This is a genomic window from Paraburkholderia kirstenboschensis (assembly GCF_032806925.1).
GTDB classification, from domain to species: domain Bacteria; phylum Pseudomonadota; class Gammaproteobacteria; order Burkholderiales; family Burkholderiaceae; genus Paraburkholderia; species Paraburkholderia kirstenboschensis.
This window is the reverse complement of sequence record NZ_CP136512.1, coordinates 1519925-1541939: the sequence shown is the minus strand read 5'-3', so window position 1 is coordinate 1541939 and position 22015 is coordinate 1519925. Positions and strand designations below refer to the sequence as shown.

Sequence of the window (22015 nt, the reverse complement as noted above, 5' to 3'; positions counted from 1 at the left end):
TTCTCAATGGCTAAGCCCGCAAAGCGCGTTGCCGTCACCGGCGCCGCAGGTCAAATTGCTTACTCCCTGCTGTTCCGCATCGCCAATGGTGATCTGCTCGGCAAGGACCAGCCGGTTGTGCTGCAACTGCTCGACCTGCCGCAAGCGCAAGGCGCCGTCAAAGGCGTCGTGATGGAACTGGATGATTGCGCATTCCCGCTGCTGTCGGGCGTCGTGATCACTGACGACCCGAAGGTCGCATTCAAGGACGCCGACGTCGCCCTGCTGGTCGGCGCGCGTCCGCGTTCGAAGGGCATGGAGCGTAAGGACCTGCTGTCGGCCAACGCTGAAATCTTCACGGTTCAGGGTAAGGCACTGAACGAAGTCGCAAGCCGCGACGTGAAGGTGCTGGTGGTCGGCAACCCGGCCAACACGAACGCCTACATCGCGATGAAATCGGCGCCCGATCTGCCGAAGAAGAACTTCACCGCCATGCTGCGTCTGGACCACAACCGCGCGCTGTCGCAACTTGCTGCGAAGTCGGGCAAGCCGGTCGCTTCGATCGAAAAGCTGGCCGTGTGGGGCAATCACTCGCCGACCATGTACCCGGACTTCCGCTTCGCAACCGCAGAAGGCCAGAGCCTGACCAAGCTGATCAACGACGACGAATGGAACCGCAACACGTTCATCCCGACCGTCGGCAAGCGCGGCGCGGCGATTATCGAGGCGCGCGGTTTGTCGTCGGCAGCGTCGGCGGCTAACGCTGCAATCGACCACGTGCGCGACTGGGTGCTCGGCACGAACGGCAAGTGGGTCACCATGGGTATCCCGTCGGACGGTTCGTACGGCATTCCTGAAGACATCATCTACGGTGTGCCGGTGATCTGCGAAAACGGCGAATACAAACGCGTGGAAGGCCTGGAAATTGATGCGTTCTCGCGCGAGAAGATGGACGGCACGCTGCAAGAACTGCTGGAAGAGCGCGAAGGCGTTCAGCATCTGCTCGGCTAAGCACCTGATGCAGAACAACCGGAACTCCGTAGCTTCATCGCAGCGGGTTCCGGTTTTTTTCGTGCAAATCGGGCGAAGCGAGCCAATCAGGCGCTTCGAGCGTTTCGCACCTGATTCGAACGCGTTTTGCCTGTCTGCCTGCACGACCGGACAGAACGCGCCCGAATCGGTTTTCCCTCAACAAAACCCACGCCCCTGACGCCGAAGATGCGCGCCCTCACACCCGCCGAAGTGCTGTTTGACGGCGAAGTGCCGCCCGCTGTGCTGCCTGCCTGCGACCACTACGCCGGCAGCGAAAAGCTGATGCTGAAATCACTCGCGTTACAGCAGCAACTTGGCCCGGTGTTCGACATCACGCTCGACTGCGAAGACGGCGCGCAGGTCGGCCGCGAAGCGGAGCACGCGGAACTGGTCGCGTCGCTGCTTGGCAGCGAGCATGACCGCTTCGGCCGCGTCGGCGTACGGATTCACGACTTCGACCACCCGCACTGGCGCGACGACGTCCGCCTGATTCTGCGCGCGGCAAAGCGTGCGCCTGCCTACATCACACTGCCCAAGATCCGCAACGTACCGGACGCCGCCGAAATGGTCGCGTTTATCGAGGCCACGCGGCGCGAGCTTGGCGTCGCCATGCCAGTGCCAGTGCAGTTGCTGGTTGAAACTCACGGCGCGCTGACGCGTGTGTTCGATCTTGCCGCGTTGCCCGGCGTCGAAGCCTTGAGCTTCGGCCTGATGGACTTCGTTTCCGCGCACGACGGCGCGATCCCCGACACCGCAATGCGCTCGCCCGGTCAGTTCGATCATCCGCTGGTGCGCCGTGCGAAGCTTGAAATCTCGGCTGCCTGCCATGCGTACGGCAAGGTGCCGTCGCACAACGTCAGCACCGAAGTGCGCGATATGAGCGTGGTTGCAAACGACGCGGCACGCGCACGCAACGAGTTCGGCTACACGCGCATGTGGAGCATTCACCCCGCGCAGGTCGAGGCGATTGTGGCCGCGTTCGCGCCGCGCGACGAAGAGATCGCCACCGCCACCGAAATTCTGCTTGCCGCGCAGTCCGCCCAATGGGGTCCCACGCGCCATCACGACACGTTGCATGACCGCGCGAGCTACCGTTATTACTGGTCGGTGCTGCGTCGGGCGCAATCCACCGGTCGGGCCGTTCCGCAAGATGCAGCGCCGCTTTTCGGGGAAGCAGCGCAATGAGCAAACAAACAGGAGAGCGCGGGAGATGAGCGAGACAACGCAAACCGCTGGCGCACAAGGCGGCTTCAAACCAAAGAAATCCGTCGCGCTGTCCGGCGTGACCGCGGGCAACACGGCGCTTTGCACGGTCGGCAAGACCGGCAACGACCTGCACTATCGCGGCTACGACATTCTCGACATCGCGGGCAATTGCGAGTTCGAGGAGATCGCGTATCTGCTCGTGCACGAAAAACTGCCGACCCAGGCCGAACTCACCGCCTACAAGACAAAGCTCAAGGCGCTGCGCGGCCTGCCCGCAAACGTGAAGGCCGCGCTCGAATGGATTCCCGCGGCCGCACATCCAATGGACGTGATGCGCACCGGCGTCTCGGTGCTCGGCACCGTGCTGCCGGAGAAGGACGATCACAACCTGCCCGGCGCGCGCGATATCGCCGACAAGCTGATGGCGTCGCTCGGCTCGATGCTGCTGTACTGGTACCACTATTCGCACAACGGCAAACGCATTGAGGTGGAAACCGACGACGATTCGATCGGCGGCCACTTCCTGCATCTGCTGCATGGTGTCGAGCCGCCGAAGTCGTGGGTCGATGCAATGCATGTGTCGCTGAACCTGTATGCCGAGCATGAGTTCAACGCGTCGACGTTCACGGGACGCGTGATCGCGGGCACCGGTTCTGACATCTATTCGGCGATCACCGGCGCAATCGGCGCATTGCGCGGACCCAAGCACGGCGGCGCGAATGAAGTCGCGTTCGAAATCCAGTCGCGCTACCAGACGCCGGACGAAGCGGAAAGCGATATCCGCCGGCGCGTCGAGAACAAGGAAGTGGTGATCGGTTTCGGTCACCCGGTCTACACGATCTCGGACCCGCGCAACAAGGTCATCAAGGAAGTGGCGAAGAAGCTTTCGAAGGAAGCGGGCAGCATGAAGCTATTCGATATAGCCGAGCGCCTTGAAACAGTCATGGCCGAAGTGAAAAAGATGTTTCCAAATCTCGACTGGTTCAGCGCCGTTTCGTACCACACGATGGGCGTGCCGACGGCGATGTTCACACCGCTTTTCGTCATTGCACGCACGGCTGGCTGGAGTGCGCACATCGTCGAGCAGCGGATCGACAACAAGATCATCCGCCCGAGCGCGAATTACACCGGACCTGAGAATTTGAAGTACGTGCCGCTAAATAGGAGAAAATAGCGGTCGCTGTGCGCTGTCAAGGCGCGTGCAGTTCAACCCCGCGGCCGCCAGGACCGGTAGCCCGCGCAATGTTTAACTGAAATTAGATAGAAAGGTTTTCTCCATGAACAAGCTGTTGATCGCCGCCGTCGTCGGCGCCCTGTCCACCACAATGTTGACCGTCGCGACCGACGCCGCCGCAGAAACGGCGACTGGCGCAAAGCCGGCTGCCAAGACGGCCGTTGCAAAGCGCCCGCAACCGCGCCGCCTCATCAAGCGCAAGGAAAATCCTTCCAAGGAAGCCAAGGTCGATCCGGTACCGGAAGGCGCGGAAAAGTGGTCGTGCAAGGAAGGTCTGGCTTTCGAACTGAAGGGCGACATGAAGCGTGACCAGATCGTCACGGTTCACTGGGCGAACAAAAACTACAACCTGCCGCGCGAAGCGACCACCACGGGCGCAGACCGTTTCCACGACGCCGCGACGGGCATGGATCTGGTCGTGATTCCGACCAAGGCCATGCTGTTCCAGGACAAGGACAGCTCGCGTCTGGCCGACGAGTGCCAAACGGCGGCGATGGCGCAGGGCGCACCCGCCCCGACGCAGTCGAACGCAATCAACAAGATCGGCAACTAATTACGTCGTCAGGAAAGCTCCCCGATGTCCGCTCCGATTTCCAACGTGCGACCCGATCCGGACAAAGTCCTGGTCGATATCGTCGACTACGTTCTGGATTATCAGATCGACGGCGCGCTCGCGCTGGAAACCGCGCGTCATTGTCTGATCGATACGCTCGGCTGCGGACTCGAGGCGCTGACCTACCCGGCCTGCACCAAGCTGTTGGGACCCATCGTGCCGGGCACGATCGTCCCCAACGGCGCAAAGGTGCCGGGCACGTCGTTTCAGCTCGACCCCGTTCAGGCCGCCTTCAACATCGGGGCCATGATCCGCTGGCTCGACTTCAACGACACCTGGCTCGCCGCCGAATGGGGTCATCCGTCGGATAACCTGGGCGGAATCCTCGCGACAGCCGACTGGCTCTCGCGCACTGCCATCGCAGCCGGCAAAGCGCCGCTCACGATGAAAGACGTGTTGATCGCAATGATCAAGGCGCACGAAATTCAAGGCTGTATCGCGCTCGAAAACTCCTTCAACAAGGTCGGGCTCGATCATGTATTGCTGGTAAAGCTCGCGTCCACGGCGGTGGTGGGTCAATTGATCGGACTCACGCGCGACGAACTGATCAATGCGGTCTCGCAGGCGCTCGTCGACGGGCAAGCGCTGCGCACGTACCGCCATGCGCCGAACACTGGCTCGCGCAAATCGTGGGCCGCGGGCGACGCGACCTCGCGCGCAGTCCGTCTCGCGCTCATTTCGAAGACGGGCGAGATGGGCTATCCGTCGGTGTTGACTGCGAAAACGTGGGGCTTTTACGACGTGCTCTTCAAGGGCAACGAGTTCAAGTTCCAGCGCCAGTACGGTTCCTATGTGATGGAAAACGTGCTGTTCAAAATATCGTTCCCCGCCGAGTTCCACGCGCAAACCGCCGTGGAAGCGGCGATGTCGTTGCATGCGCAGCTTGAACTCCAGGGCAAACGTGTGGAAGACATCCGCAAGGTCACGATCCGCACGCACGAAGCCGCGCTTCGCATCATCGATAAAAAAGGTCCGCTCAACAATCCGGCCGACCGCGATCATTGCATTCAGTACATGATCGCGGTGCCGCTAATCTTTGGCCGCCTGACGGCTGCCGATTACGAGGATTCGGTCGCGCAAGACGCGCGTATCGATGTGCTGCGCGCAAAAATGGCCTGCGTGGAAGACGCGCAGTTCACGAAGGATTACCACGATCCCGAGAAGCGTTCGATCGCCAATGCACTGACGATCGAATTCAACGACGGATCGCAGTTCGACGAAGTCGTAGTCGAATACCCGATCGGTCACAAGCGTCGTCGCGAAGACGGAATTCCGTTGCTGGTCGAGAAGTTCAAGACCAACCTCGCGCGCCGCTTCCCGGTCAAGCAACAACTGGCGATTCTCGACGTGTCGCTGGATCAGGCACGGCTCGAAGCCATGCCGGTCAATGAGTACGTCGATTTGTACGTCATCTAGGTTAAGTACTGTAGTTCCGCGATCAAACCAAGGAAAACACCATGGCCCACAACCTCCACAAAACGCTCAAGGAATTCGACAGCGGTTCCGGCAAAGGCAAGTTCTACTCCCTGCCGCAACTCGGCAAGGCACTGAACATCAAGATCGACCGCCTGCCGGTTTCGATCCGAATCGTGCTGGAATCGGTGCTGCGTAACTACGACGGCAAGAAAATCGCCGAAGAACACATCACGCAACTGGCGAACTGGAAGCCGACCGCTGCTCGCGTCGACGAAATCCCGTTCGTCGTGTCGCGCGTCGTGCTGCAGGACTTCACCGGCGTGCCGCTGCTCGCCGACATCGCGGCAATGCGCGGCGTGGCCCAACGCGTGGGCAAGAATCCGAAGTCGATCGAGCCGCTGGTCCCGGTCGATCTGGTGGTTGACCACTCGGTGCAGATCGATCACTTCCGCGAAAAGAATGCGCTCGATCTGAACATGAAACTGGAATTCCAGCGCAACAACGAGCGCTACCAGTTCATGAAGTGGGGCATGCAGGCATTCGACACGTTCAAGGTCGTGCCGCCGGGCGTCGGTATCGTTCACCAGGTGAACCTGGAGTACCTCGCACGCGGCGTGCACAAGAAGGCCGAAGGCGCGGACACCGTGTACTACCCGGATTCGCTGGTCGGCACCGACAGCCACACCACCATGATCAACGGTATCGGCGTGGTGGGCTGGGGCGTGGGCGGCATCGAAGCTGAAGCCGGTATGCTCGGCCAGCCGGTGTACTTCCTGACGCCGGACGTGGTCGGCGTGAACCTGAAGGGCAAGCTGCGCGAAGGCGTGACGGCCACCGACCTGGTGCTGACCATCACCGAACTGCTGCGCAAGGAAAAGGTCGTCGGCAAGTTCGTCGAGTTCTTCGGCGAAGGCACGCGTTCGCTGTCGCTGCCGGACCGCGCGACGATCGGCAACATGGCGCCGGAATACGGCGCAACGATGGGCTTCTTCCCGGTCGACGAAAAAACCATCGACTACTTCAAGGGCACGGGCCGGACCGACGCTGAAATCTCGGCGTTCCAGAACTACTTCAAGGCTCAGAACCTGTTCGGTATTCCGAAGGAAGGCGACATCGACTTCACGAAGGTCGTGACGCTGGATCTCGGCACCGTCGCGCCGTCGCTGGCTGGCCCGAAGCGTCCGCAAGACCGCATCGAAATCGGCAATGTGAAGTCGACCTTCAGCGACCTGTTCTCGAAGCCGGTGGCGGAAAACGGCTTTGCGAAGAAGGAAGCCGATCTGGACGCGCAATACACCACGAGCAACGGCGTGAACGTGAAGAACGGCGACGTGCTGATCGCCGCAATCACGTCGTGCACGAACACGTCGAACCCGAGCGTGCTGCTGGCCGCCGGCCTGCTCGCGAAGAAGGCTGTCGAAGCCGGCCTCACGGTCGCTCCGCATATCAAGACGTCGCTGGCTCCGGGATCGCGTATCGTCACCGAGTACCTGACGAAAACCGGCCTGCTGCCGTATCTCGACAAACTGGGCTTCACGCTGGCCGCTTACGGTTGCACGACCTGTATCGGCAACGCGGGCGACCTGACGCCGGAACTGAACGAAGCGATCACGAAGAACGACATCGTCGCGGCAGCGGTTCTGTCGGGCAACCGTAACTTCGAAGCGCGTATTCACCCGAACATCCGCGCGAACTTTTTGGCCTCGCCGCCGCTGGTCGTGGCCTACGCTATCGCCGGCAACATCACGCGCGACCTGATGACCGAACCGGTCGGCAAGGGCAAGGGCGGCAAGGACGTCTACCTCGGCGACATCTGGCCGACCAGCGACGAAGTCAACGAACTCCTCAAGTTCGCGCTGGACGCGGACGCGTTCCGCAAGAACTACGCGTCGCTGACCAAGAAGGGCGACCTGTGGAGCAAGATCGAAGGCGAAGAAGGTCAGGTCTACGACTGGCCGAAGTCGACGTACATCGCCGAGCCGCCGTTCTTCGGCAACGATTTCTCGATGACGCCGGCCGACAGCATCGCGGCAGTCAAGAACGCGCGCGCACTGGGCATTTTCGGTGACTCGGTCACGACCGACCACATCAGCCCGGCCGGCTCGATCAAGGAAGACTCGCCGGCAGGCAAGTGGCTGAAGGAAAACGGCGTGCAGAAGGCCGACTTCAACAGCTACGGCTCGCGCCGCGGCAACCACGACGTGATGATGCGCGGCACGTTCGCGAACGTCCGGATCAAGAACCTGATGATCCCGGCGAAGGCAGACGGCTCGCGCGTGGAAGGCGGCCTGACGATTCATCAGCCGAGCGGCGAACAACTGTCGATCTACGACGCGGCGATGAAGTACATCGACGCCGGCACGCCGACCATTGTGTTCGCGGGCGAAGAGTACGGCACGGGCTCGTCGCGTGACTGGGCTGCAAAGGGTACGCAATTGCTGGGCGTGAAGGCTGTGGTCGCACGCAGCTTCGAGCGGATTCACCGTTCGAACCTGGTCGGCATGGGCGTTCTGCCGCTGCAGTTCAAGGGCTCGGATAGCGTGCAATCGCTCGGCATCACCGGCGAAGAAACGTACGACATCGAAGGCCTGGGCGCGGACTTCAAGCCGCAGCAGGAAGTGACGCTCGTGGTTCGCGGCAAGGACGGCAGCGAGAAGCGCGTTCCGGTGCTGCTGCGTATCGACACGCCGATCGAAGTGGACTACTACAAGCACGGCGGTATTCTGCCGTTCGTGCTGCGTTCGCTGCTGGCTGCTTAAACATAGCGGCAACGCAAACAGCTTGGCTGTTTTGCAGGGGCTGCGTCCTGTGGAGGGCGCAGCCGACTTTCAAAGCCCGACCTTGGTCGGGCTTTTTTTTCGTCGATTATTGCTGTGCGCGACCGGGCTGGAAGGCGGCGGGGTTGTCGGTGATCCGGCGCTGCGTCATGCGCGCATTCCAGTCGATGTCACCGGGCACCGGCATGCTTGCACGCGTACTGACATTCGCGCGCCGCTGCTGCGCGGCCCAATCGAGCAGTGCGGCACGTTCCGCGGAATCATTCGCAGACGATTGCGCTGCAGTCGATTCCGGCTGCTTCGACAGCGAGAGACGCACCGGCGACCCGATGGAACGACTCGATGCTGCACGCTGTTCGATTTCTGCGCCGATCGCGGCAGCCACTGCAGGAGCCACTGCGGCCGAGCGATGGATTCTTGCGAGGCGGTCAGCAGCGGCGGTATGGCGGGACGTGCTCGCGGAACCTTGCAGCCCCTCGCGCTGCGACAAGCTCACCGTTTCGGCGCGATGCATGTGGTCCGGCACCGGAGCCTTTATCGACGACGCCGCCGCTTGCGTAAGCGGTGAATGCGTGTCTAGTGCTATTGACGCAGTTTTGGCCAGCTCAGGCCGAACATCCGCTAACGGATGCACTATGACGGGGCCGGCTTGTATCGCCGCCGTAGACGGTCTCGCCGCTGTTGTGAAGCTGCTGGCGACCTCGTGCGTGGAACAGGTCGCCAGCAGCCATGCGAGCGCTATGCTGCAACTCACGAAGATGGCCGCGCCCAGAATATGGTCTGACCGTGACGAACTCGGACGTGTGTTATCGGCGTGGAGATAGCGCCTCGCTTCAGCCAATTGCTCATCGAACGGGTTCGGATCGTCTCGCCGCTGCGGCAGCTTGTAGAGAAACAGAAATTTTGCGTTCTGCGGAATTCGACCGCGACGGTTCGCGGACGCTGCATATCGCGGTACGCCGGGAATTGCCGGTTGAGGGGCGCGTTGCTGTGTGTGCGACGCCGACCGTCGCCAGGAGCCGAAAGGCGGCGGCAACCCCGACAGCGGACGCGAACTGGGAAGCGCCAGAGCGCCCTGTATCAAGGCCAGCGGCCTATTCATGGTCGTGTGCTCCGGTATGGATAAAGCGCTGCTTCCAGTTGCGCGATCAAAGTTCTTGACCGTGCTATGAGCGCGTCAATAGCGCCGGCATTGCGCTCAGACGGCGAGGTACTCGCGTGCCGCAGTGCGTGCATCAAATGCTGTGCGCCCACGAGACCCACGGCGCCGCTCACTCTGTGCAACAAGGCCGGCAATTGGGCCGATTCGAGTTCGCAACGCAGGTCGTGGAGGCGGTCCAGGTCGTCGCGCATCGCTCGGCACCAGCCGTTCAGAAACGCATCGAGGTCGATGCCTTCTTGGGCGAGCGCGTCGAGATAGCGGAGTTCAAAGGGTTCAAAGGACTCGGAGGGCTCGGAGGGCTGGACAGGCTCAAAAGCACGGCGGAAATTCGTCTTATCCATACCGCAAAATCTAATCGACCAACTTGTGCAACGAAGCAAACTCGATTAGTGCAGCCAGCGACGACAGCCCGAGTTTTTCCTGTATACGGCCCTTGTAGGTACTCACCGTTTTGTCGCTCATGAACAGCGCGTCGCCGATCACCTTGTTCGACATGCCTTTCGAGAGCATCTGCAAAATGACGAGTTCCTTGTCGGAGAGCAACATGATTCTGCCCTCGTCACCGCTCGGCGACACTCCCGGCGTAATGCTCGCGCCGTTGGGCGCGACCGGAAATACGGTGTAGCCGGCCAGCACCGCTTCCACGCCGCGCATGATCTCCTTCATCTCCTGCGACTTGCCGACAAAACCGTGAACGCCTGAGCGCATTGCGCGCGGCGCAAAAGTGGCCGGGTCGTGCCCGGACAGCACCATCACACGGATAGAGGGATGCACGAGCTTGAGACGCGGAATTACGTCAAGCCCGCTGATGCGCGGAATGTCGAGGTCGAGTATGACGAGGTCGGGCTTGTACTGGCGAGCCATTTCGACGGCTGTCTGACCGTTGTCCGCCTCGATCACTTCTTCGACGCTCAGCAATTGCATCAGTTGCAACCTGACGATCATCCGGAACGCTGGGTGGTCGTCGATAATCAGAATAGTTGACATGTATCGCGTATCTCCTGAAAAACATCCATTGCCGGTTGCGGTCCACTGCGACCGTCTGCTGGCCATGCGCCCGCTTGCGTGTTGCGGCTACGACGTCCGGCGGCGATACAAAAGGCTCATTAGGAAGCAGCAACGACGAGTTCGATCTCCACACGGCGATTCGGCGCGAGACATCGCACCAGATCATCACGCCCGGTTTGTCGGCACTCGACCAGTTGATTTGCGCTGGCCAGGCCACGAATCGCAATCGGCGAGGTAACGCCGCGAGCGCGCAAGTACCGCGCTACCGTTTGTGCACGTTGCAGCGACAAGCTCTGGTTATGTGCGTGGTCGCCGAGACGGTCGGTGTAGCCGGTGATTTTCAGTTCGCGAAGCGCCGCATCCGCTTTTAGACCGCGCGCCACTGCGTCCAGCTCGCGTCGGCCGGCGGGCAGCATCGCGACATCGTTGCCGCCGTTGAAACGGAACAAAGCGTCGGCGCGCAACGTGACTGTGCTGGGCGACTTCCCGCTCGGCGCCGCTGCGCCCGCGACTACGTCCTGCTTGCATTGCAATGCCCTTTCAGCCGACTTACGCAAGCTGTCCTGAACGTCTGGTAGCCGATTTTCGGCACTGGAGAAGCTTCGCATCCATGCGTCGTGTCCGGCTTGCATCAGTTCCACTTCGGCGCATGCGAGCGGCGGTTGCGCCTCGTGACATGAGGCGACGGCTGGGTCCGACTTGATGGTATTGACGATCTGCCAAAAATCGGGCCGCACGGTGGACACGGTGCGCAGCGCAGGATTAGCAGCAGATACCGGTGTGCCGCTTTCCAGACCCATGGTAATGGTCGCCGCCTGGCCGATGGCCTCTTCGACGAAACCCCAATGGTCGCCAGACTGCCGCGTTTGTTGAGCGGCGTTGATCCAGCATTGCGCCTTTGCGCGAAAGTAGCCGTTCTTTTCCGGCGGCAGGCGGTCGAGCCGCGCTTGCAACGAGGCTAGCGCCGAAGCGCTGTTTGGGACGAGTGCGTACGTTTGGACCCATTGCGGGTTGACAGCGCCTGCCGCCTCGTCTTGCGAGGCGCCAACGCCGGATGTGAGCAGAGTGGAATCCTGGATGCCGAGCCGTGCGCGCGCGGCGTGGTCCGCGCAAGCTGTTAGTGTCAGCGCGCACACAAGCACGGTTAGCGGGGTTTTCATTAAATGTCTGCGTCTTGCGCATCTTCTTATCGAGGGATAAAAGTATGACGAGACGGACAAGCCCGCGGAATGGGATGAATCTTAGAACGATGTCATAAGTTGTCGAATGGCGCGCTGCGTCAATGAAGCTGGCGATATATGTCGACCCACGCTCATGTCCTGACCGCCCGCGCCGCGTTGCGGCCACGAAGCCACTCCAGCGCCAGCAACAGGCAGGTCGAGAAAACGATCAGGATGGTAGCGAGCGCCGCAATAGTCGGGCTGATATTTTCGCGGATGCCGGTGAACATCTGTCGCGGCAGCGTCGTCTGATCGGCGCCGGCGAGGAATAACGTGACGACGACTTCATCGAACGATGTCGCGAACGCGAACAGCGCGCCGGAAATCACACCCGGCGCAATCACAGGCAGCGTGATGCGGAAGAACGTCTTCACCGGATTGGCGCCGAGCGACAGGCTTGCGCGCACGAGGTTGTAGTTGAAGCCCTGCAACGTCGCGGCCACCGTCGTCACGACGAACGGCACACCGAGCGACGCGTGCGCGAGAATCAGCCCGATATAGGTATTGGCGAGACCGAGCGGCGCAAAGAACAGATACATGCCCACGCCAACTACGACCACCGGCACGATCATCGGCGAAATGAGGATTGCCATCAGCAAGCCCTTGCCGCGGAAATTCGCTTTGGTGAGTCCAATTGCCGCTAGTGTCCCCAGCACGGTCGCAACCACCGTCGCGGACGGCGCGACGATGAAACTATTCTTAGCCGCCATGCGCCACTCATCAGACGCAATCAGATTCTGATACCAGCGCAGAGACCAGCCCGGAATCGGATACACCAGAAAAGTACTCGATGAAAACGACAGCGGCACGATCGCGAGCACGGGCAGAATCAGATACAGCAGCGTGAGCACGGCGAGAGCGCGCAACGCGAAATACCATACGCGCTCAACCAGCGACGTATGCGGCGCGAACAGGGGCTTGGCAAGTTTCATGTCGGTGGGCTCCGTTCAGCCAAGGCTCAGCGATGAGCGCGTGAAGCGTCCGTAGATCGCATACAGCACGAGCGTGGCGGCAAGCAGCAGCGCGCCGAGCGCGCATGCCATGCCCCAGTTGATCGTCACGTTGGTGAAGTACGCGACGTAGTAGCTGACCATCTGGTCGTTCGGTCCGCCAAGCAGCGCCGGTGTGATGTAGTAGCCAATCGCCAGAATGAAAACCAGCAACGCGCCCGCGCCGATGCCCGGATAAGTTTGCGGCACATACACACGCCAGAATGCGGCGAACGGATGACTGCCGAGCGAAACGGCCGCGCGTTGATACGTGGGCGGGATGGACTTCATCACGCTATAGAGCGGCAGGATCATGAACGGCAACAGGATGTGCGTCATCGAAATGTACACACCGGTGCGGTTGAACAGCAGCGCGAGCGGATCGTGCAGCAAGCCGCTGCCGATCAGCGCCTTGTTCACGAGCCCTTCGCTCTGCAATATCACGATCCATGCGGCGACGCGGACGAGGATCGACGTCCAGAACGGAATCAGCACGAGAATCATCACGAGGTTCGCGCGACGCTCGGGCAGCGTAGAAATCCAGTATGCGAGCGGATAACCGAGCAGCAGCGCGAAAAACGTGACGGCCGCGCCGATCACGAAAGTACGGCTGAAAACGGCGAGATAGATCTGCTGGTCGGGATCGGTCGGGATGATGTGGCCGAACGCGTCCTGCTTGTGGTCGAGTGAAGCGAGCAGATAAAACGGCGAATACGGGCTGCCGTTCTTCGCGATGGCTTGCCAGTACGCGATATTGCTCCAGCGTTCGTCGAGTTCGGCGAACTTCGCGTGGAACTGGGCGGGCGTCAGTTGCAACGGCTTGTTGTTGTCGTCGACGAACGGCATGGCGCGCGCCGACTTGGCGACTAGTGACCGATAACCGGGAATCTCCACATTGAGCCGTCGCGCGAGCGCACCCATTCCGTCGCTGTCGGCGATCGCGGTCAGATCGGTCGCCAATGCAGCGTATGCGGCATCGGGCGGCGGCGTCTTGCGATCCCACGTGCTCAATGCGCTGAGCGTATGCGGCAGCGCGTTGACGACTTCCGGATTCTGCGCGGCGCGCGTCAGCAATGCGCCGATCGGCACGACGAAGATCAGCAGCAGGAAAATCGCAAGCGGCGCAATCAGCAGCAACGCTGTGGCGCGCTTTTTCGCTTCCGCGGCCTTCAGTTCGCGCTTGAGCCGGCCGATCGATTCCGGCGTCGAATCGGCGGCGATCGTCATCGTAGTCACACCCGTTCTCCTGTCGACGGGAGTTAGTGCTTTAGCACTTACTCCTGTCCCATGCAAAGCTGTCGACGGGAGTTAGTGCTTTAGCACTTACTCCCGTCCCATGCAAAGCTGCCGACGGGAGTTAGTGCTTCAGCACTTACTCCCGTCCCATGCATTCAAACCCACGCGCACCGACCTCACGCCCTGCGCGTGCTTCCTCACATCACCCGCTCCCTACTTCGAAGCCCACGACGAAAAACGCTGCTCCAGTTCGTCGCCATGATCGGTCCAGAACGACAAATTCTGCAGGACCGCGTTCTTGCCGTTGGCCGGCGAGTTGGGCAGGTTCGCAAGCGTCTTGGCGTCGAGCGCCTTGATCGCCGCCACGTTCACCGGACCATAGGCGATGTGGTGCGCGTAGTCCTGCTGCGGCTTCGACGAAAGCGTATAAGCGATGTACTTCTCGGCGAGCGCCTTATTCGGCGAGCCCTTCGGAATCGCCCAGTAGTCGAGGTCATAAATGCTGCCGTTCCACACGACCTTCAGGTTCTTGCCTTCTTTCTGCGCGGCGTCGATCCGACCGTTGTACGCCGTCGACATCACCACGTCCCCAGCCACGAGGAATTGCGGCGGCTGCGCGCCCGCTTCCCACCACTGGATGTTCGGCTTCAACTCATCGAGCTTCTTGAATGCGCGGTCCTGTCCTTCCTTGGTCGCCAGTACCTTGTAGACGTCTTTCGGTGCAACACCGTCGGCCATCAAGGCAAATTCGAGGTTGTAGCGCGCGCCCTTGCGCATCGCACGCTTGCCGGGGATCTTCTTCACGTCCCAGAAGTCGGCCCAGCCCGACGGCGCGGTCTTCAGTTTGTCGGCGTTGTATGCGAGCGCCGTAGACCACACGAAAAAGCCGACGCCACAAGCTTGCGGCGATTCCGGAATCAGATCCGACTTCTTGCCGATCTTCGACCAGTCGAGTTTCTCGTACAGACCTTCGTCACAACCGCGGCCGATGTCGCCTGACTCGACCTCCACCACGTCCCAGTTCACGTGCTTGGCCTCGACCATCGCCTTGACCTTGGCCTGCTCACCGTTGTATTCGACGGCGGTCACCTTGCTGCCGCTCTGCGACTCGAACGGCTGGTTGAAGGCCGCCTTTTGCGCGTCCCCGTTCGCGCCGCCGAAATTCACGACCGTCAGTTCGGCCGCATTGACCTGCGCCGTGCCGAGCGCGAGCGCCACAGCACCGACAGCGACGGCGCAGCGCGATTTCCCGATCTTGTTCATGGTGTGTTGCTCTCCTTTGGTGGTGGTTTCAAGCATCATTCATGCGACTTTTTTATGTGCTGCCGACCGCTCTTCTCATGCAATCATGCGCGCGTTTCGCGCAATCACGCCCCCGCGAATACCCGCAGATGCTCGGGCGCAAACTCGAGCGCGACGGGCGAGCCGGGTGCAAAGGTATTGAGCGCATCGGTGCCGAGCGGCACCTTGACGAAGCACTCGTCCTGTTGCGGCAAGCCGCAGCGCATGCGCACGTGATCGCCGAAATAGATGAGTCCGCGCGCTTCGCCGCTGAGCGCATTGGCGCCCGCCCGCGCCGCGCCGTTGTCGCGATTCGCGAGCTTCATGCGTTCAGGCCGGATGCATGCGACTGCCGGCGTGCCCGCCCGCGCGCCGCCGATGTTGCGGCCAGTGAGCCGCGTACCGTCGACGAGGTGAAACTCGCAATACTCTCCATCCACGTTTGCGATCGTGCCGCGCAGCTTGTTGCTGTCGCCGATGAAGTTCGCGACGAACTCGTTGCATGGCGATTCGTAGAGACGGTCCACGGTGTCGAGCTGCTGCACGATGCCTTTGTCGAACACGGCGACGCGATCGGACATGGTCAGCGCCTCGCCCTGATCGTGGGTGACATACACGAACGTCACGCCGAGCTTCTCGTGCAGCGACTTCAGTTCGTACTGCATGTGTTCGCGCAACTGCTTGTCGAGCGCGCCGAGCGGTTCATCCATCAGCACGAGCTTGGGCTCGAACACGAGCGCCCGCGCGAGCGCGATGCGCTGCTGTTGTCCACCGGAAAGCTGCGCCGGATACCGCTTCGCGAAGCTCTCCATGCGCACCATCTTCAGCGCGTTGTTCGTGCGATGAGCGCGCTCTTCTGCGGAGAGCTTGCGCACCGTCAGCGGATACGCAACGTTCTGCTCGACGGTCAGATGCGGGAACAGCGCGTAGTTCTGAAACACCATGCCGATGTTGCGCTTGTGCGGCGGCACGGTGTTGAGCAACGTGCCGTCGAGCCAGATCTCGCCGCCGGTGGGAAATTCGAAACCCGCGAGCATCATCAGGCAGGTGGTTTTGCCGGAACCGGACGGCCCGAGCAGCGTCAGGAATTCGCCCTGATAGATGTCCAGATCCAGTTGTTTGACGACCAGCGTTTCGCCGTCGTACGTCTTGCGCACGCCTCGAAAGCTGACGATCACTTCATCCGTTTTCATCGCCGTAGTCTCCTCTGCCGGTCCGGCCGGCTGCCTTTGATAAACAGCGGGCTTGCATCAACTGCGTGGCCCACTATAGACCGTTACGGTTCTACAATATGGAACCATTTCATTATTCCGGATAGAACCACTTGGATACGATCATCTTGTCGGATTGGCTCGCCGCCAGGCTCGATCGCGCGGCCGCCGAGCCGATCTACCGGCAGACTTTGCGGCTGATGCAGCAGGCGATCCTCGCCGGCCAGTTGCCGCCGGGCACCAAGCTGCCAAGCTCGCGCATGCTCGCCGAAGACCTCGGCATCGCGCGCAATACGGTGCTGCATGTATACGACCAGTTGACCGCCGAAGGCTATGTGATCTCGACCACGGGCAGCGGGACGTATGTCGCCGACACCCAGCCGGACACAGCCGCAGTCAACGCGCGGCGCAAGCCAGCGGTCGCGGCGGTGGACTCGCAGGGCAAGCCGGTCGCGGTTCCGGGCAAGACGGCAAAGCGCGATCTGAACGATCTGTCCAACCGCGGCCGGCGCCTGATCGGTCAAGCCGGCGTGTCTGCAAAACAGTGGGGCGCGTTCATGCCGGGCGTGCCCGACGTCGCCGAATTTCCAGCGCGAACCTGGAGCCGCCTGCAAGCGCGCTTGTGGAAAGAAGCGAATCCCGATTTGCTGACCTATGCGCCGGGGGGCGGCTACCGGCCGCTGCGCCGGGCGTTGTCCGACTATTTGCGGGTCGCGCGTTCGGTGAATTGCACGCCGGATCAGATCATCATCACTACGGGTATTCACCAATCCATCGATCTCGCGGTTCGACTGCTGACCGACGTGGGCGACCGCGCATGGGTCGAGGAGCCGTGCTATTGGGGCGCACGCAGCGTATTGCAGTCGTCGGGGATCACACTCGTCCCGGTGCCGGTTGACGAAGAAGGCCTCAATCCGCGCGAGCAGGATTTGCAGCAGCCGCCGCGTCTCGCGCTGGTCACGCCGTCGCATCAATATCCGCTCGGCATGGTGATGAGCCTCGCGCGCCGCCGCACGCTGCTCGAATACGCGCGCCAGCACAACGTGTGGATCATCGAAGACGACTACGACAGCGAGTTTCGCTACGGCAGCCGGCCGCTGGCATCGCTGCAAGGTCTCGACGACGCGGGTCAGGTGATCTATGTCGGCAGTCTCGGCAAGATGCTATTTCCCGGCTTGCGCATGGGCTACATGATCGCGCCGGAGCATCTCGTCGACACATTCCGTATGGGCATCGCCGAGCTTTATCGCGAAGGTCAGCTGATGCAGCAGGCGGTGATGACAGACTTCATCATGGACGGGCATCTCACCTCGCATGTCCGGCGAATGCGAGCGTTATACGGCGAGCGCCGGCAGATTCTGATCGATGCGATTACCGCGCGCTTCGGCAACGAGCTGCCCGTCATGGGCGACGAGGCCGGTTTGCATCTCGTGCTCGGGCTGCCCGATCATGCCGACGATCGCGCGGTAACGGCGGCAGCGTTCGACGCCGGCGTGATCGTGCGGCCGCTCGCGAGCTACTACAGCAGCGATCCGCCCGCCATGCGCGGACTGCTGCTCGGTTACGCGTGCGTGCCGAACGAAAAGATCGGACCCGCGTTCGATACGCTCGCGCGCGTGATAGAGCAAACGGCGCTGAAGAAGCCGACGCGCGCGGCGTGAGGGCGAGGCGCCTGGAAGGCGTGAGTGCAATACTCGCGGCCGGCTTGAGCGCAATGCTTGCGGCGAACCCCGAGTACTAAGCTCAGGGCAACGCCGACAGCCGCCCCGAACTACCACGCCGCACGTCGCTCACTTCAGCCCGAAATCGACTCGCGTGGTCGCACCTTTATCATTGATGCCGTCTGCGTCCAGCTTCGGTGCGACGATAAACACGCGGCTGCTGTCTATCTTGCCGTCCAGATACTGCTGCACGCTCTGCGCCCGCTGTTGCGCGAGCTGCCGCAAGCTGGCCTCGTCGATGGGCGCGTTGGCCGCGAGCGCGCTTTTCATGTCGTCGTCGGGCACGCTCTTCGTGAGGCCGACGATATTGCGCGGCTTCTTGAAGTCCGCAGATTTATACGCCTTCGTCAGGTACTTGTCGTATTCCTTCGGATCCACGGAGACGCTCGACAACTCCACGCTCTGGCCGTTGCCCACCACGTCCTTGATTTTCTGCTGTTTGACGAGGCGGTCCACATAGCGCGCGCGCAATGCGGGCTCGTCGAGCTTCGGATCGACGCGGCCGATCAGGTCCATTTTGATCGACGGTTTGGAGCCGAGCGCCTTCACAATCGTGTCGAGCTTCTTGTTGTCGTCTTCCGTGAGCTGCGCCGAGCCGGGTTCGAATTCCACATAGCCCAACTCTTCGCCACTCCCGCCGAACGCATGGGCGATCAGCGAGAACGGCGCAGTTACCGCCTTTTGCAGCAGATTGAGCACCGCATGCCAGATCAGCCCGCCAACGCTGAACTCGGGATTCGATAACGAGCCTGACACGGGTAGATTCACGTCGATTTCACCGCGCGAATTCTTGAGCAGCGAAATGGCGAGCCGCACCGGCAATTTGGTCGCCGTGTCGTTTTCGACATGATCGCCGAACGTCAGTTGATCGATAAACAGATGGTTGTCCGCATTCAGCTGATCGTTCTCCAGCTTGTAATGCAGATCGACGTTCAACTTGCCCTTGGTAATCGGATACCCGGCATATTTCGCGGAATATGGCGTGAGATTAGTCAGTTCGATGTCGTGCGCGCTCGCGGTCAGATCGAGCGCCGGCTTCGCGATCAGCGGATTGACGGTGCCGCGAATGGACAGCGGACCGTTGGCCGCCAGCTTCGCCGCGATTTCGACAGGCGCAGACGTGGTCGACTGTGTGCCGAATGCGCCTACCGTGCCTTGAATGCCGACCAGGTTCGCCGTGTAGTTCGGCTTGATGAAGTTATCGGTGTACGTCACGCGGCCTTGCTGCAAGACGAGCTGGCCGAAATGCAGCTTGACCGGGCTTTGCGGCGGCGTTGCGGCCGTCACTGTCGCGGGCGCAGCGGACGACGCAGGAGCGGACGCGGACGCCACCACGGGCGCCGACGCGGCAACGACAGCCGACGCCGTCGGCGGCGTCAACGGCACGGGCTCCGCACCGCCCTTGTTGTTCTTGTCGCGCGTGAGCGACTGCGCTGCGCCGGTTTCATGCGCGACCACGTCGGTGAGATTCAGCTTGCCTTGTGCGTTGAGCAGCACGCGTCCATAGAACCTCGTGAAGGTGACGCGCTCCGCGTCCACCGACGTGCCGTGCTCGTCGTAATCCGCCTTCAGCTTGGACAGTGCGAGCGAGCGCCATCCCGCGAACGCGTCCGAGGTTGCCTTGTCGAGCATCCGAACATCGACAAGCGCAACGTCGCCGCGATAGCTCGCCTTCAACGACTTTGCCTGGCTCAACGCAAGATCGCCGCTGGCATTGAGCAGCGCGCTCGCGATCGCAGCATTCAACTTGCTGCCGAAATACGGTTCGAAAGCCGCGGCGTCGAGCCGGTTCGCGTTCACCTTGACAGCGACCTTTAGCGGCGTTGCGGTAACGTCGCCCTTGAGGTCGAGCGTGCCTTTTCTGTTTAGCGTGGCTTGCAGTTCGACCGGCAGCGGGCGGCCGAGGTCGTCGCTGATCTGCTTCACTTTCAGCTGCAGCGGCGTGATGCCCAGTTTCACCGGCTGCGGCGTGGTGTTGTCGGTGAAATTGGCTGTGGCGTCTTTGACATTCAGTTCGCCGATCTTGTAGCGCCACGCCGGTCCTTCGGCTTGTGCTTTCTTCGCCGCATGGATCGCCGTGCGCGCCGGCTCGGCCTCATGAGAACCCGCGAGCGCCGCAAGGTTGATGCTGCCGTCTTGCAGGCGCTGCACGTCCACGGCAAGGCCCGTGGTGTCGACGCTCGTGACGTCGGCCGTGCGGGCATTCAGGTCCACCTGCTTGACCTTCACGCTGCCTTGCGCGAGCGCGATCAAAGGCTCCTTGCCGCCGCGCGCCGCCACCTTCAACGAACGCATATCGAGTTGCGTATCCGCGACCATCACGGCAGCCGGCGACTTTGCCCAGTTCGCGCCGATATTTGCCGTCGCGGACAGCGCGCCGTCCGTCACTTGGGCAGCGGTCGCGGCGTCGAGATACGATTGCAGCAGCGGCAAATTCAATGACTTGAGGTCGAGCTTCGCGCTCGCGGTTTTAGCGGCGAGGCTCAATGCACCGGCCAAGCCGAGCGAACCACCGCTGCGCTTCAAGTCGGTATTCAGCGTGTAATGCGCGGGCGCGGTGGCCAGCGTGGAAAAATCGGTCAGCGTGACAGCGAGTTTTTCCAGACCGACGTCGACGGGACGCGATGCGGCTTCATCTCGCACGTTCACCGTACCGTCATTGAGCACGAAACGTTTGATCGATAGATCGAGCGGCGGTGCGGGCTTCGCGGCGTCTTTCGTCGCATCGGGTTTCGCGGCATTTTTCGCGTCACTTGCGCTCGATGCCGCCGCCGGCGCGCTCGCCTGGGATCTCGCCGCAGCAGTTGCGGATGCAGCCGCCGATGCGCTCGCCGATTCGGCCGCCGCCTTCGCAGCAGCTGGCGCGGGCGCGAACATCCGCTCCACGCTCAGAACGCCGCTTCTGTCACGCGCGAGATTCGCGCTCGGCGCGTCGATACGAATATCGTCGAAATGATAGAGGCTCTTCAGCGGCTCCAGCGTGCGCGCGGCGACATGCACGGCGCGCGCTGCGAAAAACGGCGCCTTGCTCTGGTCCTGCACGTTGACGTCGTTCAGATCGACGGTGCCTGCAACGCGCAGCGTCGGCGCGTCGTTCGACATGACGAAGTTCAGCTTCAGATCCGTGGACAGCTTGCCCGACTGCACGATCACCGGTAGCTTGGTCGGCACGTACGAGATGAGGCGCGGCACGTCTAGCCCGTCGAAGCGTAACGACACTTCCGACTCACGCGACGCAGCGAACGGCTTCGTCTTGCCGTCGATGGCAAGCGGACTGCCGTCGATCCGCGCGCGCAGCAACGGCTCGACGAAGATATCGGTTTTGGACGGCAACGTGGCGATAAACGGAATGCCAAGCTTCCATTGATCGATTACATGAGTCGCGCCGAGCAGTTTGTCGTCGAATGTGATCTGGCCGTTCTCAAGACGAATGTTCGACACAGAAAAGAGCGTCGGCTTGGTATCGGGCGCGCTCGGCTGCTTCGAAAATTTCTCGATCAGATCGGTGAAATTAAAGCGCTGCGCGTCATAGCGAACCACATGGAAGCGCGGCGAGTCGAGCTGAACTTCGTCGATAATCGGCGCTGCGCGAAACAGCGAACTCCACGACGGCTGCACGATAAGCCGCTCGATATCCACGAAATTGCCCGCACCGCCGCGTTCGCCGATATGTACGCGATCGGCTTCGAGTTTGAGCGTATAGGGATTCAGCGCAATGCGGCCGATAGTTGCGGGCCGGTCGAGCTGCTTGCTGAGTTGCTGCTCGGCGATGTGGCGAATCAGCGGCGGCGCCGCGAAAAAGCCCAGCAGACCGAACAATACGATGAAGATCAGCAGACCTGTGATGACGCGCCGTGTGCGCCGCGACTGCGCGACGTCGCGCATGGTCCGCATGGAAGAGGCGAATGATGCTTTATTGATGCTTGCCAT

At 61.6% G+C, this 22015-nt stretch carries 16 protein-coding genes; 7 read left to right on the top strand and 9 right to left on the bottom strand.

Annotated elements, in window-relative coordinates:
* Nucleotides 1-6 precede the first annotated feature (6 nt).
* The 6 genes from RW095_RS15680 to acnA all read left to right on the top strand — a co-directional run bounded on the left by RW095_RS15680 (nt 7) and on the right by acnA (nt 8239).
* Nucleotides 7-990 (top strand): malate dehydrogenase, encoded by a 984-nt coding sequence (locus RW095_RS15680; RefSeq protein ID WP_027780667.1) that lies wholly within the window; start codon nt 7-9, stop codon nt 988-990.
* A 207-nt stretch (nt 991-1197) separates the two neighbouring features.
* Complete coding sequence (locus tag RW095_RS15675) at nt 1198-2196, top strand: HpcH/HpaI aldolase/citrate lyase family protein (protein WP_317016808.1); 999 nt, start codon at nt 1198-1200, stop codon at nt 2194-2196.
* Nucleotides 2197-2221: 25 nt separating this feature from the next.
* The gene (gene prpC, locus RW095_RS15670; protein WP_317016807.1) at nt 2222-3391 is read left to right on the top strand and encodes a bifunctional 2-methylcitrate synthase/citrate synthase; all 1170 of its coding nucleotides are present in this window, start codon (nt 2222-2224) and stop codon (nt 3389-3391) included.
* 103 nt (nt 3392-3494) lie between these two features.
* Nucleotides 3495-4004 carry a hypothetical protein gene (locus RW095_RS15665; protein ID WP_128585845.1) on the top strand — a complete coding sequence of 170 codons (510 nt, stop codon included), beginning with the start codon at nt 3495-3497 and terminating at the stop codon, nt 4002-4004.
* Nucleotides 4005-4028: 24 nt separating this feature from the next.
* Nucleotides 4029-5480, top strand: coding sequence for a bifunctional 2-methylcitrate dehydratase/aconitate hydratase (locus tag RW095_RS15660; protein ID WP_317016805.1), 1452 nt, complete (start codon nt 4029-4031; stop codon nt 5478-5480).
* Nucleotides 5481-5521: 41 nt separating this feature from the next.
* The gene (gene acnA, locus RW095_RS15655; RefSeq protein ID WP_317016803.1) at nt 5522-8239 is read left to right on the top strand and encodes an aconitate hydratase AcnA; all 2718 of its coding nucleotides are present in this window, start codon (nt 5522-5524) and stop codon (nt 8237-8239) included.
* A 106-nt stretch (nt 8240-8345) separates the two neighbouring features.
* Here acnA and RW095_RS15650 read toward each other — a convergent pair whose 3' ends face one another.
* From RW095_RS15650 to RW095_RS15615, 8 genes are all read right to left on the bottom strand, one after another.
* The gene (locus tag RW095_RS15650; protein WP_317016802.1) at nt 8346-8771 is read right to left on the bottom strand and encodes a hypothetical protein; all 426 of its coding nucleotides are present in this window, start codon (nt 8769-8771) and stop codon (nt 8346-8348) included.
* A gap of 584 nt (nt 8772-9355) precedes the next feature.
* Nucleotides 9356-9760, bottom strand: a complete 405-nt coding sequence (locus RW095_RS15645) for a hypothetical protein (RefSeq protein WP_317016801.1) — start codon at nt 9758-9760, stop codon at nt 9356-9358.
* 10 nt (nt 9761-9770) lie between these two features.
* Nucleotides 9771-10406 carry a response regulator transcription factor gene (locus RW095_RS15640; protein ID WP_317016800.1) on the bottom strand — a complete coding sequence of 212 codons (636 nt, stop codon included), beginning with the start codon at nt 10404-10406 and terminating at the stop codon, nt 9771-9773.
* A gap of 119 nt (nt 10407-10525) precedes the next feature.
* Nucleotides 10526-11587 (bottom strand): OmpA family protein, encoded by a 1062-nt coding sequence (locus RW095_RS15635; protein ID WP_317016798.1) that lies wholly within the window; start codon nt 11585-11587, stop codon nt 10526-10528.
* Nucleotides 11588-11739: 152 nt separating this feature from the next.
* Nucleotides 11740-12579, bottom strand: coding sequence for an ABC transporter permease (locus RW095_RS15630; protein WP_317016797.1), 840 nt, complete (start codon nt 12577-12579; stop codon nt 11740-11742).
* Between the two features lie 15 nt (nt 12580-12594).
* Nucleotides 12595-13872, bottom strand: coding sequence for an ABC transporter permease (locus RW095_RS15625; protein WP_317016795.1), 1278 nt, complete (start codon nt 13870-13872; stop codon nt 12595-12597).
* A 213-nt stretch (nt 13873-14085) separates the two neighbouring features.
* Complete coding sequence (locus RW095_RS15620; RefSeq protein WP_317016794.1) at nt 14086-15135, bottom strand: ABC transporter substrate-binding protein; 1050 nt, start codon at nt 15133-15135, stop codon at nt 14086-14088.
* Between the two features lie 104 nt (nt 15136-15239).
* Nucleotides 15240-16346, bottom strand: a complete 1107-nt coding sequence (locus RW095_RS15615) for an ABC transporter ATP-binding protein (RefSeq protein ID WP_128598011.1) — start codon at nt 16344-16346, stop codon at nt 15240-15242.
* Nucleotides 16347-16477: 131 nt separating this feature from the next.
* Between RW095_RS15615 and pdxR the strand changes: the two genes are divergently transcribed.
* Nucleotides 16478-18025 carry a MocR-like pyridoxine biosynthesis transcription factor PdxR gene (gene pdxR, locus RW095_RS15610; protein WP_317019805.1) on the top strand — a complete coding sequence of 516 codons (1548 nt, stop codon included), beginning with the start codon at nt 16478-16480 and terminating at the stop codon, nt 18023-18025.
* Between the two features lie 129 nt (nt 18026-18154).
* On the opposite strand, the gene RW095_RS15605 is transcribed toward pdxR, so the two are convergent.
* A complete protein-coding gene (locus RW095_RS15605; RefSeq protein WP_317019804.1) occupies nt 18155-22015 on the bottom strand; it encodes a DUF748 domain-containing protein in 3861 nt (1286 codons plus the stop codon).

Excerpts from the sequence above, each read along its gene's own strand:
- RW095_RS15620 (WP_317016794.1), bottom strand. The coding sequence starts at position 15,135 with ATGAACAAGATCGGGAAATCGCGCTGCGCCGTCGCTGTCGGTGCTGTG.
- RW095_RS15645 (WP_317016801.1), bottom strand. The coding sequence starts at position 9,760 with ATGGATAAGACGAATTTCCGCCGTGCTTTTGAGCCTGTCCAGCCCTCC.
- acnA (WP_317016803.1), top strand. The coding sequence starts at position 5,522 with ATGGCCCACAACCTCCACAAAACGCTCAAGGAATTCGACAGCGGTTCC.
- RW095_RS15640 (WP_317016800.1), bottom strand. The coding sequence starts at position 10,406 with ATGTCAACTATTCTGATTATCGACGACCACCCAGCGTTCCGGATGATC.
- RW095_RS15660 (WP_317016805.1), top strand. The coding sequence starts at position 4,029 with ATGTCCGCTCCGATTTCCAACGTGCGACCCGATCCGGACAAAGTCCTG.
- prpC (WP_317016807.1), top strand. The coding sequence starts at position 2,222 with ATGAGCGAGACAACGCAAACCGCTGGCGCACAAGGCGGCTTCAAACCA.
- RW095_RS15630 (WP_317016797.1), bottom strand. The coding sequence starts at position 12,579 with ATGAAACTTGCCAAGCCCCTGTTCGCGCCGCATACGTCGCTGGTTGAG.
- RW095_RS15605 (WP_317019804.1), bottom strand. The coding sequence starts at position 22,015 with ATGGCAAGCATCAATAAAGCATCATTCGCCTCTTCCATGCGGACCATG.
- RW095_RS15665 (WP_128585845.1), top strand. The coding sequence starts at position 3,495 with ATGAACAAGCTGTTGATCGCCGCCGTCGTCGGCGCCCTGTCCACCACA.
- RW095_RS15615 (WP_128598011.1), bottom strand. The coding sequence starts at position 16,346 with ATGAAAACGGATGAAGTGATCGTCAGCTTTCGAGGCGTGCGCAAGACG.
- RW095_RS15675 (WP_317016808.1), top strand. The coding sequence starts at position 1,198 with ATGCGCGCCCTCACACCCGCCGAAGTGCTGTTTGACGGCGAAGTGCCG.
- RW095_RS15635 (WP_317016798.1), bottom strand. The coding sequence starts at position 11,587 with ATGAAAACCCCGCTAACCGTGCTTGTGTGCGCGCTGACACTAACAGCT.
- RW095_RS15680 (WP_027780667.1), top strand. The coding sequence starts at position 7 with ATGGCTAAGCCCGCAAAGCGCGTTGCCGTCACCGGCGCCGCAGGTCAA.
- RW095_RS15650 (WP_317016802.1), bottom strand. The coding sequence starts at position 8,771 with ATGCATCGCGCCGAAACGGTGAGCTTGTCGCAGCGCGAGGGGCTGCAA.